The sequence below is a fragment of the Paenibacillus sp. V4I5 genome (assembly GCF_030817255.1).
Classification (GTDB): domain Bacteria; phylum Bacillota; class Bacilli; order Paenibacillales; family NBRC-103111; genus Paenibacillus_E.
Window position 1 is genome coordinate 4729436 of the sequence record NZ_JAUSZB010000002.1, and the last position, 16190, is coordinate 4745625.

General features: G+C 45.6%; 10 protein-coding genes. All 10 read left to right on the forward strand.

The genetic code is table 11. The annotated features are described in order from the left end of the window. Nucleotides 1-55 precede the first annotated feature (55 nt). The 10 genes from QFZ78_RS23595 to argB all read left to right on the forward strand — a co-directional run bounded on the left by QFZ78_RS23595 (nt 56) and on the right by argB (nt 16157). Entirely contained in the window at nt 56-5398 is a 5343-nt protein-coding gene (locus tag QFZ78_RS23595) for an OmpL47-type beta-barrel domain-containing protein (RefSeq protein ID WP_307551168.1), read from the forward strand. Nucleotides 5399-5747: 349 nt separating this feature from the next. Further along, nucleotides 5748-5945, forward strand: coding sequence for a cold shock domain-containing protein (locus QFZ78_RS23600; protein WP_047682118.1), 198 nt, complete (start codon nt 5748-5750; stop codon nt 5943-5945). A 169-nt stretch (nt 5946-6114) separates the two neighbouring features. Beyond that, nucleotides 6115-6663 carry a ribosome hibernation-promoting factor, HPF/YfiA family gene (hpf, locus tag QFZ78_RS23605; RefSeq protein ID WP_307551170.1) on the forward strand — a complete coding sequence of 183 codons (549 nt, stop codon included), beginning with the start codon at nt 6115-6117 and terminating at the stop codon, nt 6661-6663. A gap of 248 nt (nt 6664-6911) precedes the next feature. After that, nucleotides 6912-9431, forward strand: a complete 2520-nt coding sequence (gene secA / locus QFZ78_RS23610) for a preprotein translocase subunit SecA (RefSeq protein ID WP_307551172.1) — start codon at nt 6912-6914, stop codon at nt 9429-9431. 65 nt (nt 9432-9496) lie between these two features. After that, nucleotides 9497-10610, forward strand: a protein-coding gene (gene prfB, locus QFZ78_RS23615) for a peptide chain release factor 2 (protein WP_307551174.1) whose coding sequence is annotated in 2 segments (ribosomal slippage) — nt 9497-9568 and nt 9570-10610 — 1113 coding nt in all. Because the reading frame shifts where the segments join, the coding sequence is not laid out codon by codon here. 186 nt (nt 10611-10796) lie between these two features. Continuing rightward, entirely contained in the window at nt 10797-11615 is an 819-nt protein-coding gene (speD, locus tag QFZ78_RS23620; protein WP_307551176.1) for an adenosylmethionine decarboxylase, read from the forward strand. A 69-nt stretch (nt 11616-11684) separates the two neighbouring features. Next, nucleotides 11685-12554, forward strand: a complete 870-nt coding sequence (locus tag QFZ78_RS23625; protein WP_307551178.1) for a YitT family protein — start codon at nt 11685-11687, stop codon at nt 12552-12554. 457 nt (nt 12555-13011) lie between these two features. Then, nucleotides 13012-14061, forward strand: a complete 1050-nt coding sequence (gene argC / locus QFZ78_RS23630) for an N-acetyl-gamma-glutamyl-phosphate reductase (protein WP_307551180.1) — start codon at nt 13012-13014, stop codon at nt 14059-14061. 30 nt (nt 14062-14091) lie between these two features. Then, nucleotides 14092-15318 carry a bifunctional glutamate N-acetyltransferase/amino-acid acetyltransferase ArgJ gene (argJ, locus tag QFZ78_RS23635; RefSeq protein WP_307551181.1) on the forward strand — a complete coding sequence of 409 codons (1227 nt, stop codon included), beginning with the start codon at nt 14092-14094 and terminating at the stop codon, nt 15316-15318. 68 nt (nt 15319-15386) lie between these two features. Beyond that, a complete protein-coding gene (gene argB / locus QFZ78_RS23640) occupies nt 15387-16157 on the forward strand; it encodes an acetylglutamate kinase (RefSeq protein WP_307555860.1) in 771 nt (256 codons plus the stop codon). Nucleotides 16158-16190: the final 33 nt, after the last annotated feature.

The following is a 16190-nucleotide window of genomic DNA, read 5'->3' on the forward strand; positions in this document are numbered from 1 at the left end:
GGTTCTTTTTTATTAGGCTTAAATACCCATGCAAATCGAAAGGTAGGACAAAACGATGTCGAATAAAATGAAAAGTAAGTTGTCGGTATTGATATCATTTCTACTCATTTTCCAATTACTATTTTCGACGGCCAGTGCATTTGCAGCAAATAGTTCAATCTTGCCGCCAAGTAATCTAGCTTACACTGCTTTGAGCCCGGATGATGTGAAGATTACATGGGATCCGGTATACGGGGCGACAGGTTACAATCTTTATGAAATAACGGAAGGACAGCTGATGCTGCTTGGCACAGTAACTGGTGCAACCTATATGAGGAATGACCTCTCAGAAGGTTCGTACCGTTATGTTGTATCAACATTGAGCTCGGATGGAGAATCTGGACCGAGTGCACCGATAACCGTTTCGATCGACTATCCGGATATGCTGGCACCGACAACGTTAACTGCTGCTGTCCAAAAAGGAAATGATATCGTGGTAAATTGGGGAGCTTCCCAGCACGCGCAATCTTACAAGCTTTACAATGTTGATGGAAACGGTCAGCAGACGTTAGTCACTTCTACAACAGGACGTACATATACAATTACTAATGCAACTGCAGGTACCTATACATTTGCAGTAACATCTGCTAACTCCATGTATGGTGAATCATCTATATCTACAACAAAACAAATTGAACTGGTTCATCCAGTTATGACGGCACCAAGCAATCTAATATCTACAGTTACAAACTTTAATGATATTAATCTAAGTTGGAGTGCCGTACCATACGCAACGAATTACAAAGTATTTCAAATCATTGATGCTGTACTAGTTCTTAAAAGCACGGTAAGCGGAACAAATGTAAAGTACACCGGCATGGAATCCGGGGATTACAGCTATGAAGTTCGTTCTTACAGTGATCGATTTGGCGAATCAACACAAAGCAGTAGCATAAGCGTAACCGTTGGTGAGGTAACTATGCTGCCTCCTAACAGCTTTACATCCAAGATTCAAAACGGCAACGATATCGTTCTAACATGGACAAGCGCTACGAATGCTAATTCCTATAAAGTGTACCAGATCGTTGATGGTAAGCCCGAGTTGAAGAGTACAGTAACAGGAACAACTGTTTCTTATACGAACATGCCAGCGGGGAATTATACGTATGAGATTCATTCCTTTTCAACACGATTCGGTGAATCAGCCGAAGGGCGTCTGGTATCCGTTCCATTAGAAGCTGTTGTGATGGCGAGTCCTGGTAATCTTACATATAAAGTTCAAAACCTTAACGATATCGTATTAACATGGAATAGTGCAGTTTACGCTAATAGCTATAAAGTATATCAAATCGTTGATGGACAACCTGTCTTAATGAGTACAGTGACAGGAACGACTGTAACATACACCAAGATGGCTAGTGGGGATTATAATTATGAAGTTCATTCCGTCTCAAGTCGTTTTGGTGAGTCTGTGGAAGGTAGCGTGGTCTCATTTACACTAGCAGATGTGCCAATGCTACGGCCGGATAATTTTGCATATAAGATTCAAAATGGGAATGACATCGTATTGACATGGGCAACTGCAACCAATGCGAACAGCTATAAAGTGTATCAGGTTGTAGATGGACAACGAATTTTAAAGAGCACAGTAACAGGGACAACCGTGACACACACGAATATGCCTGCAGGGGAATACAAATATGAGGTTCACTCGGTATCAAGCCGTTTCGGTGAATCAGCAGAGGGCACTCAGGTATCCTTTACCGTCGTTTATCCGATCATAGTGCCTCCAACTAATCTTGCGTATAAGATTCAAAAAGGGAATGACATTGTTCTTACTTGGACAGCTGCAACAAATGCAACAAGCTACAATGTATATGAACTCATAGATAATCAAAAGGTTCTTAGGAAGTCGGGACTATTTTTAACAACTACTTTAACAAATGTAGTGGCAGGAAATCATACGTATGTAGTGCACACAGTAAGTTCTCGATTTGGAGAATCGCAAGAAGGCAGTCAAGTTAGCTTCAATTTAGTATATCCAAATATGGATGCTCCAGGAAATTTGACAAACAGTATTGCGAACGGTAATGATCTCACATTGAAATGGGATGCAGTACCTTTTGCGACAGCTTACAAAGTATATCAGATCATTGATGGTCAAAAAGTGTTGAAAAGTACGTTAACCACAACTGCTGTCACTTACATAAAAATTGCAGCCGGTGATCTCCGCTTTGAGGTATACTCTTATAGTGATCGTTTTGGAGAATCTTCGGAAGGCAGTATAGCTGCGTTGACCCTGGAATACCAGGAGATGCAGGCACCCGAAACTCTAACGCAAACGATAACAGCAGGTAATAACATTACATTAAAGTGGGATGTAGTTCCTTATGCCACAAGTTATAAAGTTTACCAAATCATTGATGGTCAAAAAGAGTTGAAAAAAACACAGATTGGTACTTCAACAGCATTCAATAACATGCCTGCAGGGGAGTATACGTATGAAGTTCACTCTTTTAGTGATCGCTTCGGTGAATCCCATGAAGGTAAACAGGTTATTTTCAATTTAGTTTTCCCTATTATGCAGGCACCGGCTAATCCGACCTACAGCATAACAAAAGGTAATGATTTTACCTTAAGATGGACTGCTGCTACCTATGCCACTTCTTACAAAGTTTACCGAATTCAAAATGGTGAAAGAGAACTGGTGAAAACAGTAACAGGCACGACAGCAGCGTTTACCAACATGCCGGAAGGTGATTTCACGTACGAGGTGAACTCCGTTAACAATACTTTCGGTGAATCGCCAAAAGCAGGCGTAATCCACTTCAATCTAGTGTGGCCTGTTGTCCAGCCTCCGATTCTGAAAGGTTCGGTGTTTAATGCTAACAACATGACATTCACTTGGCCGGTGGTAACTTGGGCAGATGAATACCGTGTGTACAAAGTAACAGATGGAGTACGGCAATTATTGTATAAGGGAACTGCATTAACCTATTCTATTTATAACTTAACTGAAGATATCCACTATTTTGAAGTAACGGCTTATAACACTCGGTTTGGAGAGTCAATTGCTTCTAATAGAATAACTGAAACAATTGTGTATCCAACTATGCAGCCGCCAAGTGCAAGCTTGAAGCTATTAACAGATACAAGTGCTCGCATTACTTGGGATTTCATCACTTATGCTAATGGATATAATGTTTATGAAATCATCGATGGCAAACCAGTTCTTTTAACGAAAAACTTGAACAATCTATCTTACACGGTTTCTAACTTGTCCTATGCGGATCACGAGTACTATGTGACTTCATATAGTAACTCATTTGGAGAATCGGAGCCGTCTAACACAGTCCTAGCCAAGTTAATCCTGGATACTACAGCACCTACTACTACAGCTCAGGCATCGTCTGATTGGACAAATTCCAGTCATGTAGTTACTTTATCTGCTACTGATGATGATACAGGTGTTCAGAAAACTTACTATGCTGTAAATGATCAAGCATTTGTAGAAGGTACTTCACTTACGGTTTCTGAGGAAGGCATTCACAAAGTATCTTTTTACTCTGTGGATAAAGTAGGCAATAAAGAAGCGGTACAAACCATTACCGTTAAAGTTGATAAGACCAAGCCAGTCACAAGCTCGAATGCACCGTCGTCAGTATGGTCTAGAGAAAATATAACTGTAACGTTTACAGCAGCAGACGCTGCTAGTGGAGTTGCGAAAACTTACTACGCACTGAACGGTTCTGACTATGTAGAGGGTACATCCCTTGTAATAGACAAAGAGGGAGTCAACCAAATTTCCTTCTACTCGGTTGACGTGGCAGGCAACGTTGAGTCCACACAAACGACAGAAGTGAAGGTTGACAAAGCTGCACCAACGACAAATGCTAATGCTCTTACAGCTTGGACACAAGAGAATGTGACTGTAACACTTACAGCGGCAGACACAGGCAGCGGCATCGCAAGCACTTACTACACATTTAACGGTACAGACTATGTAGAAGGCACATCTCTTGTAGTTAACAAAGAAGGCATCAACCAGATTTCCTTCTACACAGTTGATGTGGCGGGCAATGTAGAAGCAGCTCAAACAATCGATGTGAAAATTGATAAAACAGCACCAGTGACCGCTTTAAATGAACCAACGGTCTGGTCTAAAGAAAATGTAGCTGTAACATTTACGGCTGCGGATGCAAATAGCGGTGTAGCGAAAACTTATTATGCAGTAAACGGTACGGAATATGTGGAAGGGACAACTCTTGTAGTAGACAAAGAAGGTGTCAATCAAATTTCCTTCTACTCGGTTGACGAAGTAGGAAATGTAGAAGCTGCACAAACCGTCGAAGTGAAGATCGATAAAAGTGCACCAGTAACCAGCTCCAACATACCTTCAGCATGGTCTAATGAAAATGTAACATTGACACTTTCAGCTACAGACACAGGTAGCGGCGTGGCAAAAACTTTCTACGCAGTAAATGGTTTGGACTATGTAGAAGGTACGTCCCTTGTGGTAGATGAAGAGGGAGTGAACCAAATCTCCTTCTACTCAGTCGATGCTGCAGGTAACAAAGAAGCTGCATATACAGTAGAAGTAAAGATCGACAAAACAGCACCAGTAACAAGCTCGAATACACCGACTGTCTGGTTTAAAGAAAATGTTGCTGTAACATTTACAGCTGCAGATGCAAATAGCGGCGTAGCGAAAACCTATTACGCAGTAAATGGTTCGGACTATGTGGAAGGCTCGTCTATCGTGGTAGAGAAAGAAGGAATTAATCAAATCTCCTTCTACTCGGTTGACGAAGCAGGCAACACAGAAGTCGCAAGAACTGTAGAAGTAAAGATTGATAAAACAGTACCAGTCATTAGTATGGATGTAAATAGTGAGTATAAACTAGGCTCATCTGTTCAATTGGCATACTTGGCAAAAGATGAACAGTCAGGTATTGCTTCTGAGAGAATGACAGTAGTAGGTCCTAACAATGCTTCAGAAGTAGTTCTAACTAAAGGAGAAACCTTGCAATTAGCTAATCCGGGCACTTACACGATCGCCGTTACTACGACAGATGGTGCTGGATGGAGTACAACAATCGAGAGAAAGATTACAGTTTATGTACCAGCAACGATTGAGGTTACTCCAAAGGTTATTAAAGGCAACAATGGCGTCTTCACAGTTCGTGTAGAGTTGCCAAATGGCATGAACAGCCAAGGTTTCGATCTAAATACAGCAAGAGTTAATGGAGTAAAAGCACTGACCAGCAACAACGGCTACTACAACCAAGCGAAGCAAGGGCAGTTTAAATTTGAACGTTCTGATTTCTCTTGGACAGCATCTGAGGTAACCCTCGAGTTCCGTTGTTATGTGGATGGTAACTTAGTTATTGGCCAAACAACTGTTAAAGTGCAGAAGTAAGAATGAGAAAAGCAATCTAAAATCAGTTCAACTGGTTTGGATTGCTTTTTCTTTTGTACATGTGTACTACCCATACGTAATAGACACTAGACCTGTGAATAAACTCTAATTCAACCTGTGGATAATGTGTACAGTTTTGTGCATAACTTTGTTGATAAAATGTAAAGAAGCCCGATACGACAAGTTTTTACAAATTCTGCACTTATCCACGGCTTGTATATACCCGAATTTTCAAAATATTTCATCAAATGGTAAGTTAGAAATTGACAGGTCAAGCGGGCTGGTGATATAGTCGAAAAGTAAGGGCTTACATTTTATTATTTTTTAAAACGAAAGGAATGTGTACGTTATGCAAGGTAAAGTAAAATGGTTTAATGCAGAAAAAGGTTATGGTTTCATTGAGCGTGAAGATGGCGGGGATGTATTCGTGCATTTCTCAGCGATTCAATCAGAAGGCTTCAAAACGTTAGACGAAGGTCAGGCTGTTGAGTTTGACATCGTAGAAGGCGCACGTGGACCACAAGCCGCTAATGTAAGCAGAATATAAGCTTCCGGTACGTTTTGTGCCGCTTGAATACATCTACTGAACTAACTGGCACCCTGGGGCTTTATTCTAGGGTGTTTTTTTGCGCAAATAGTGTGCTCGGAATTTAAAGGAATTATGAAGATGGGGGTTGAATGTAGTATAATGTAAGAAGGAAGGGAGATGTTTAACTATGATGATTAGCATTCGCGGAGAACACCTTGAAGTAACTGAAGCCCTCAGGGACTATGTCGACAAGAAATTGAACAGACTAGAGAGGTATTTTGAAGCTCCCCTTACATCTGATGTACAAGTAAAGCTAAGTGTGGTTAAAGGTTTACAAACGATTGAGGTAGGTATTCCCCTGACAGGCGTGCTGCTGCGAGCTGAAGAACGCAACAATGATATGTATGCGTCGATCGATTTGGTCGTGGACAAGTTGGAACGCCAGATTCGTAAGCATAAGACGAGGACGAATCGAAAAATTCGCCAAGATGGCGGCAAGCGTGATTTATTTAAGGTTGAAACATCGCCTGTCACTTATTTGGACGAGGAAGATGACTTTGAACTGGTCCGCAACAAACGCTTCGATTTGAAGCCGATGGATGTGGAAGAAGCGATTCTACAAATGAACATGGTAGGCCATAATTTCTTCGTTTTTTCGAACATGGATACAGATCAAGTCAATGTAGTTTACAAACGAGATGACGGTAAGTATGGTCTGATTGAGCCGGCTGTTTAATAAGAAAGCGGAGCAACTCGAGACATCCCTAAAACAAAAAATGAGCTTGATTCGATTCTGTCGAATTAAGCTTTTTCTCATGCATGCAATCGGAACATCGATTCAATACTATAGAAAATAAGTAAAAACGTGCTCTTTTCACCTAGTGTGGATGGTTTATACAGATGTAAGAATGGTCATTTGTTGCGGCAAGACCGTCAAAAGTGGTACAATTTAAGGATACGAATGCAAGGGAAAGGGGTTCACCGATGCTAGGACTAGTGAAGAAAATTTTTGGTGATTCCAATGAACGGGAAATTAAACGGATGCTCAAGGCCGTTGATTATATCAACGACCTAGAAGCTAGCATTAAGCCGCTGTCCGATGAGGAATTAAAAGGCAAGACAACTGAGTTCAGAAACCGCCTGGAAAAAGGCGAAGAACTTGATGATCTTTTACCGGAAGCTTTTGCTGTCGTTAGAGAAGCAGGTTTACGTGTACTAGGTAAACGTCATTACGACGTTCAGCTCATCGGGGGTATGGTGCTTCACGAAGGCCGTATCGCGGAGATGAGAACAGGGGAAGGGAAAACGCTCGTTGGAACACTCCCTGTCTATTTGAATGCTTTGCTTGGAAGAGGCGTACACGTAGTTACGGTCAATGACTATTTGGCTCAACGTGATAGCGCCGAGATGGGTCAGATCTATGAATTCCTCGGTTTGACAGTTGGGGTTAATCTCCATGACCTGTCACATGAGGAGAAGCAAGCAGCTTACGCTTGTGATATTACGTATGGTACGAATAACGAATACGGTTTTGATTACTTGCGTGATAACATGGTTCTTTACAAAGAGCAGATGGTTCAGCGTCCGCTTTATTTTGCGGTTATCGATGAAGTTGACTCCATTTTGGTCGATGAGGCGAGAACGCCGTTGATTATTTCGGGACAGGCTGCTAAGTCGACAGACTTGTACTATGCGGCTGACCGTTTTGTGGCTAAGTTGAAAGAAGAAGAGGATTACACAATTGATATTAAAGTGCGTTCCGTAGCTCTTACTGAAGAAGGGGTAGCTAAAGCGGAGCGGGCATTCGGCATTGAGAACTTATTCGATCATCAGAATGTGAATATCAACCATCACGTGACGCAAGGGCTCAAGGCTCGTTTCATTATGAAACGCGATGTGGATTATGTGGTACAAGAAGACGAAGTCATGATTGTTGATGAATTCACGGGCCGTATTATGACAGGCCGTCGTTATAGTGATGGGCTGCACCAAGCCATTGAGGCCAAAGAGCAGCTGCAAGTTCAGAATGAGAGCATGACGCTGGCGACAATCACATTCCAGAACTATTTCCGGATGTACCGCAAACTAGCGGGTATGACAGGTACTGCGAAAACGGAAGAAGAAGAGCTCAAGAAAATTTACGGTCTTGAAGTTATCATTGTTCCTACAAACCGTCCGATGATTCGTAAGGATTTGCCGGATGTGGTCTATAAGTCAGAGAACGGTAAGTTCAAGGCGGTTGTTGAACAAATTGTTGAGCGTCATAAGCTTAACCAACCAGTTCTTGTAGGTACTGTGTCTATTGAGAATTCTGAGAAATTGTCGGAGATGCTCAAAAAGAAAGGCATTCAGCACAAAGTACTGAATGCGAAGTATCATGCAGAAGAAGCTGAAATCGTAGCACGCGCAGGTCAACCAGGCTCTGTGACGATCGCAACGAACATGGCGGGTCGCGGTACGGACATTGTGCTCGGTGAAGGCGTACATGAGGCAGGCGGACTGCATATCATAGGTACAGAACGTCATGAAAGCAGACGGATCGATAATCAGCTGCGTGGACGCGCAGGCCGTCAGGGTGACCCTGGTTCTTCACAGTTCTATCTCTCCCTTGAGGACGAATTGATGAAACGTTTCGGCGCTGATAACATCATGGCGATGATGGACCGCCTCGGTATGGAAGAAGATCAACCGATCGAAAGCAAATTGATCACGCGTGCAGTGGAATCGGCCCAAAAACGTGTTGAGGGTAACAACTTCGACGTTCGTAAAGTCGTTCTTCAATATGACGATGTAATGAATCAACAACGGGAAATCATATATAAACAGCGCCGTGAGCTGCTGGAGTCCGAAAATATTCGTGAAGTCATCGAAGGTATGATCAACGCGGTTATCGAACGCATCGTGAAAGCGCACTGTCCGGAGGAACAAATTCCGGAGGAGTGGGAGCTTCAGGAAGTGGCTAACTTCGTGAACAACAACTTCTTAACTGAAGAAGGCCAGATTACGGATCAAAATATTTGGGGCAAAGAACAAGAAGAGATTATTGACTACATCAAAGATCTCGTTAGCAAACGTTATGATGAGCGTGAAGCAGAGATTGGTGAAGAATTCATGCGTGAATTCGAAAAGGTCGTTGCTCTTCGTGCGGTAGATAGCAAATGGATGGATCACATCGATGCGATGGATCAGCTGCGCCAAGGTATTCATCTTCGTGCTTACGGCGGAACGGATCCGCTGCGTGAGTATCAATTCGAAGGCTTCGAGATGTTCCAAGAGATGATTGAGAATATCCGCGAAGAAGTCGCGATGTACATCATGAAGGCTCACGTACAAAGCAACCTGGAGCGTCAAGCAGTAGCCGAAGGTCAAGCGGTGGATACGAAGAATGAAGCCGGCGGGAAGAAACCGCTCGTGCGCGGCGATGAGCAGCGTATTGGACGCAACGACCCATGCCCATGCGGCAGCGGGAAGAAATTCAAACAGTGCCACGGACAAGGCAGCTAATCGCTGCTATCTTGCTACCATGATCTGTATAACCTAGGCACAAGAGAATAAAAGAGGTGTAAGACATGCTGGAACCAGAAGTAAAACAGGATTTAAGAGAGACAGCAAAGCGACTAACCGAATTACGGGGGTCTCTTTGACTTAGATCATAAGCTTGAAGCGATCGGGGATTTTGAGGAAAAAATGGGGGCGCCGGACTTCTGGGACGATAATGATCGTGCCCAGAAGACTATCGCGGACCTCAACGCCATCAAAAGTGTCGTCGATCAGTTCCAAGGCTTCTCGAACGAGTTCGACGACCTGCAGGTCATGGTCGAGCTCGAGGAAGAGGAGAGCGATGCAGGCCTAGCGAAAGACATTGAGTCAGGCATCGATGCTTTGAAGAAGAAGCTCGAATCCTTCGAGCTAGGCTTGCTCCTCAATCAGCCGTATGACCGGCTGAATGCGATCCTGGAGCTGCATCCCGGTGCGGGCGGCACCGAGTCGCAGGACTGGGCGGAGATGCTGCTGCGCATGTACCGCCGCTGGGCGGAGAAGCGGGGCTACAAAGTCGAGGTGCTCGACTATTTGCCCGGCGACGAAGCCGGCGTGAAGAGTGTCACGCTGCAGATCACAGGCTTCAACGCCTACGGCTATTTGAAGGCGGAGAAGGGCGTGCATCGCCTCGTTCGGATCTCGCCGTTCGACGCCTCCGGTCGTCGTCACACCTCGTTTGCGTCGTGTGACGTCATGCCGGAGATCGAAGACGACACGGATGTGGGAGAGATCCGCTCCGAGGATCTCAAGATCGATACGTACCGCGCGAGCGGCGCCGGCGGTCAACACATCAACACCACGGATTCGGCTGTGCGGATAACGCACATACCAACGGGTGTCGTGGTGAGCTGTCAGCAAGAACGCTCGCAGATTAAGAACCGCGAGAAAGCGATGAAGATGCTGCGTTCCAAGCTCTACGAGCGGAAGATCGAAGAGCAGCTGAAGCATCTCGCAGAGATTCGCGGCGAGCAGTCTGACATTGCATGGGGAAGCCAGATTCGCTCTTATGTGTTTCATCCCTATAGCATGGTCAAAGATCACAGGACTTCAGCGGAAACAGGTAATATTGGCGCAGTGATGGATGGAGATCTCAATATGTTCATCGATGCTTACCTGCGTCATCAGATTCGGAAGCCGGAGTAGAACAGGTACATGAGCTGTGTGCTGGAAGAGCTTGGTGCACCGAACCATTACTAATCGCAAAACGCATATATAGAGCAATAGACGTTTATCCTACATCTGAAAGGTGTAGGATTTTTTCAAGTTTAATGTCATTCAGGGTTTGGGTAAGGAAAGAGTAGGATGGAACAACAAGGAGGAAGAAGAAACATGACACTTACGACAGAGCAGCGCATTACACTGCACGGCTTTAACAACCTTACAAAATCATTGAGCTTCAATATGTACGATATCTGCTACACCAGAACCAAAGAAGAGCGCGAAGCCTACATAGAATATATTGACGAACAGTACAATGCAGCCCGGCTAACCAAAATTCTCAAAGCGGTCGCGGATATCATCGGTGCTCATGTGCTCAATGTGGCCAAGCAGGATTATGATCCGCAAGGAGCAAGCGTAACGATGTTGGTTTCTGAGGGTCCTGTGGAGGGCGCTCCTGACGCTTCATTTGAGGAATCCCCAGGGCCTCTGCCGGAGACGGTGCTTATGCACCTGAACACCAGCCATATCACTGTTCATACCTATCCGGAATATCATCCTGATGAAGGGATTAGCACGTTTAGGGCGGATATTGATGTATCTACATGCGGGGAAATTTCGCCGCTAAAGGCACTGAATTACTTAATCCATTCCTTCGATACGGATATTATGACGATGGATTATCGGGTTCGCGGCTTCACTCGGGATATCAACGGGCATAAGCTGTTTATTGATCATGATATTAGTTCGATTCAGAACTACATTCCTGAGGAAATTAAAAGCATGTACGACATGATTGATGTGAACGTCTATCAGGAAAATATTTTTCATACGAAATGTAAGCTGAAGAAATTTGATTTAAACAATTATTTGTTCGGTTATACGAAAGACAAGCTGAGCGTAGCCGAGCAGAAGGACATTACGGAAAGTGTAAAGTGGGAGATGGACGAGATATTTTACGGTAAAAATATGAGTGCACCCTTGTTGTAGGAGTAGGCTTGAAACACATGCTACAAGGGATATGGGCATGTTTAATTGGTACCGAGAGGAGGGCCGTTCGTGCCCAGAAAAGAACCGCGAATACGGATAGGAAGCCCAGCACATACCGTATTTGAGTATATATTGATGCTGATCGGCTCGCTGATTATGGCGGCTAGTTTTAACTGTTTTTTGAACCCGAATCAAATTGCGACGGGTGGGGTTTCAGGTCTTTCTACGATTGTTCAGCATTTGACGGGTCTGAATCCAGCGATTACGCAGTGGGCCCTGAATATACCGATTTTCTTGTTAGCCCTATGGCTGCTTGGCGGGCAATTCGGGGTTAAGGCGGCTGTCGGGTCGGTTATATTTCCACTGTGCGTACTTGTAACAAGCCATTTAGGGGTACCAACGCAAAATCCCTTGCTCGCGTCTGTCTATGGAGGTATTGGCGTTGGACTTGGACTCGGCATCGTCTTCCGAGGACGCGGGTCTACAGGCGGACTCGGTCTGGCTGCTCAAATCCTACATAAATACACAGGCTTAAGTTTAGGTTTCTCGGTAGCGATTTTTGATGGTCTGGTCATTCTAGGTTCAGCGCTTGTTTTTACACCGGAAAATGCACTATACGGATTGATTGGGTTATTTGTCACCACGAAAACAATAGATATCGTTCAACTCGGCTTCAACTATGCCAAAGTGGCCTTCATTATTTCTGATCATACAGAAGCCATACGCAAGGCGATTTTATATGATTTGGACCGTGGACTTACGGAGCTTAATGGGTCCGGAGGATTTACAGGCGAATCGCGAACGGTCTTAATGGTCGTTGTGAAACAAAATGAAGTAAGTCGATTGAAAACACTAGTCCAGTCGGTGGATCCGCAGGCTTTTGTCATTTTGAGCGAAACGAATGAGGTTCTAGGGGAAGGTTTCAAACGACATGCATAGCGAGAAGCTTTGTGATAGATTGGCGCACTTAAGGTGCGTCTTTTTGTGCATAACTTTGTTAAGGAAAGAGTCGCTTGTGGATAAAGTGTGCATAATCTGTGGATAACCATATTACTTACCCACACTTCTTGAATAACTTGAAATATTCACATACAGGATTTGCCTGTATAGCGTATAATTTGTGATAATTGATTTGACAATCAAACGGGTATCGATGAGAAAGCATTGTTTTTATGCACATGTTACGTTTAATTGATGCATATTATGTATACTTCTTGTCGGAAGGCAGGAACCCAAAGAATAAAAGATTTGTCGATTTTAATGTAAAAAAGCCTTGAAATGCCTTGCACAGGCACAATCTAATTGTCAAAATCCGCATAAAAAAATTCATTGAATTATTATGTATACGACTGTATAATAATACATATATTTTCGGAACATCGGGAGGGAAATTCGAATGAGTCATGGAGTTAGGGCGGCTATTATTGGAGCCACGGGTTATGGTGGTGCGGAGTTGATTCGTTTATTGCAGGCGCATCCTTTGGTACAGATTACTTCGGTCATCTCGACCTCTAATGCAGGGGCGCCGCTTGCGGAGCATTTTCCACACTTGCAGGAAGTGGTTGTGGATATTCTAGATGTGCTTGATGTTAACTTGATTGCGGGCAAAGCAGACGTTGTGTTCTTGGCGACACCAGCTGGTGTGAGTGCAGAACTTTCACCAAAGCTTCTGGCAGCTGGCTTGAAGGTTATTGATATCTCTGGGGACCTCAGACTTAAATCGGCTGCGGACTATGAAAAGTGGTATAAAAAAACAGCTGCTTCTGAGGAAGCATTGGCACAATCGATATATGGTTTGTCCGAAGTGTTCGGCGACGAAGTGAAGGGCAGTGATTTAATCGCTAACCCAGGCTGCTATCCGACAGCGACGCTGCTTGGTCTGATTCCTGCAGTCAAAGCGGGTTGGATCGATCCCTCGACGATTATTATTGATGCCAAATCCGGCGTTTCCGGAGCGGGTCGTGGCGTTAGTCTAGGCTTTCACTATGCGGAAGCGAATGAGAATTTAACAGCCTATAAAGTAAATAAACATCAGCATATTCCGGAAATCGAGCAGGCGCTCAGCCGTGTTGCGGGTAAGCCCGTTGTTACGACGTTCACGACACATCTTGTGCCTATGACTCGCGGGATTATGTCTACCATGTACGCAACGATACAAGGTGAACACACCGCCGAGGAATTCATCGAATTGTACCGCCAGTATTATGAAGGTCGGAGATTTGTGCGGATTCGTCAAAATGGTAAGCTCCCTTCTACGAAGGAAGTGTTCGGCTCTAACTACTGCGATATCGGCTTTGCAGTGGATGAGCGCACGGGGCGTGTGACCATCGTTTCTGTCATCGACAATGTAGTTAAAGGTGCTGCAGGTCAGGCCATTCAGAATTTGAATATTATGCAAGGCTGGGACGAAACGACAGGGCTGTTGTTCGCACCGGTGTATCCATAACGAGAAGATGAGGACAGGTGAAGGACGAACATGCTAGATCTAGTGAGCTTTACTGTCGTGCCAGAGGGCACAGTAACGACGCCGAAAGGCTTTCGTGCAGGTGGTCTGCACTGTGGATTGAAGAAGACGGAGCGCTATGATCTAGGCGCAATCGTCTGTGATGTACCGGCGGCAGCGGCGGGCGTATACACGCTGAACGCGTTCCAAGCGGCACCGCTACGCGTGACGCAGGAGAGCATCGCCCAAGGCGGCAAGCTGCAGGCGATGATCGTCAACAGCGGCAACGCGAATGCGTGTACCGGCCAGCAGGGCGAGGACGACGCATATGCAATGCGCGCTGCTAGTGCGAAGGCGCTAGGCGTGGCGGAGCACCACGTCGGCGTGACGAGCACGGGTGTCATCGGTGAGTTGCTGCCGATGGGGAAAGTACTCAGCGGCATCGAGCAGCTGCCGGCTAAAGTGAAGGCAGACGGCGGAAACGACTTCTGCCAATCGATCCTTACCACGGATCTCACGCAGAAGATGACGTGCGTCCGTGTTGTTGTTGGCGGCAAAGAGATTCACATTGCCGGGGCAGCGAAGGGTTCGGGGATGATTCACCCGAACATGGCGACGATGCTCGGTTTCATGACAACCGACGCGCCGATTGAGAGCGAATACCTGCAGCTGCTGCTGAGCAGGATCACAGATTCTACGTTCAACATGATCACCGTTGACGGGGATACTAGCACCAACGACATGGTTGTGGCGATGGCAAGTGGGCTGGCTGGCGGCGAAGCTTTGAATCCGGAGCATCCGGATTGGGAAGCGTTCGCGGCAGGGTTCCAGTACGTTGGCGAGTACCTCGCCAAGGCGATTGCGCGCGACGGCGAGGGCGCAACGAAGCTGATCGAGACGACGGTAGTCGGCGCGGAGAGCGACGATGCGGCACGTAAGATCGTGAAGTCGATCATTGGCTCTAGCTTGGTCAAATCCGCTGTTTATGGCGCGGACGCGAACTGGGGTCGGATCATTGCGGCTGTCGGCTACTCTGGACAGCCGGTGAACGTGAACACTGTCGATATTCGCCTAGGCGATATCGCAGTATTAGAGCAGTCGCGTCCAGTAAAGTTCGATGAGGAAGCGGCGCTTGCTTATTTGAAAACAGATACGATTCAAATTCATGTGAATTTACATATGGGCGCTGGCAAGGCAACGGGCTGGGGCTGCGATTTAACATATGATTATGTGCGGATCAATGCGGCTTATCGGACTTAGATTTGTTTTAAGCTAGCATATAAGGAAGCAAAGGGGACCGAAAGCTTGTGAAGAACAATTGCTTTGTGATGAAATGCGGCGGCAGCACGCTTGCTGCGTTACCGATTAGTTTCTTTGAAGATATGCGTCAGCTTCAAGATGAGGGTATTGTAACTGTCATCGTTCACGGCGGCGGTCCTGCCATTTCGGAGACGCTTGGGAAGCTGGGGATTGAGTCCGGTTTCGTAAACGGTCTGCGGGTAACGAATGAAGCGGTGCTCGACGTTGTGGAGATGGTGCTTTCCGGTCAGATTAACAAAGAGATCGTACGCCGAATTCAGTTAACAGGCGCAGCGGCCCTTGGATTGTCCGGTGTGGATGGACATTTAATTGAAGCGAAGCCGGTGGCGAACAGCCATGAAGTTGGCCTCGTTGGTGATGTTACGAAAGTAAATGCTGAGCTGATTCAAGGTATCGTAAGCATGGGGTACATCCCGGTGATCGCACCGGTTGGACTTGGCGCCGATGGCGGCCAGCGTTACAACATTAATGCCGATACAGCAGCAGGAGCTGTTGCTTCTCACCTTGGTGTGGAGCAGATGGTTGTGGTGACGGACGTTCCCGGTATTATGAAAACAGTGGATGGCGAGAAGCAGGTGCTTCCCGTTGTCAGTGTAGCAGAGATTGAAGAGATGATCGCGAGCGGTGACATCTACGGGGGCATGATTCCGAAGGTTCGAGCAGCGATTGCTTGTATACAAGGCAGGGTCCAAGAAGTTGTCATCGTAAACGGCTCTGAGCCCAACGTGCTGAGCAAAGTGCTGAAGGGCACGGGGATTGGCACACGGATTGTTCGTTAATAGAAGTTAAAAATCAAAGGCTTCTTGAATGGA

Excerpts from the sequence above, each read along its gene's own strand:
- QFZ78_RS23595 (WP_307551168.1), top strand. The coding sequence starts at position 56 with ATGTCGAATAAAATGAAAAGTAAGTTGTCGGTATTGATATCATTTCTA.
- QFZ78_RS23600 (WP_047682118.1), top strand. The coding sequence starts at position 5,748 with ATGCAAGGTAAAGTAAAATGGTTTAATGCAGAAAAAGGTTATGGTTTC.
- hpf (WP_307551170.1), top strand. The coding sequence starts at position 6,115 with ATGATGATTAGCATTCGCGGAGAACACCTTGAAGTAACTGAAGCCCTC.
- secA (WP_307551172.1), top strand. The coding sequence starts at position 6,912 with ATGCTAGGACTAGTGAAGAAAATTTTTGGTGATTCCAATGAACGGGAA.
- speD (WP_307551176.1), top strand. The coding sequence starts at position 10,797 with ATGACACTTACGACAGAGCAGCGCATTACACTGCACGGCTTTAACAAC.
- argC (WP_307551180.1), top strand. The coding sequence starts at position 13,012 with ATGAGTCATGGAGTTAGGGCGGCTATTATTGGAGCCACGGGTTATGGT.
- argJ (WP_307551181.1), top strand. The coding sequence starts at position 14,092 with ATGCTAGATCTAGTGAGCTTTACTGTCGTGCCAGAGGGCACAGTAACG.
- argB (WP_307555860.1), top strand. The coding sequence starts at position 15,387 with ATGAAATGCGGCGGCAGCACGCTTGCTGCGTTACCGATTAGTTTCTTT.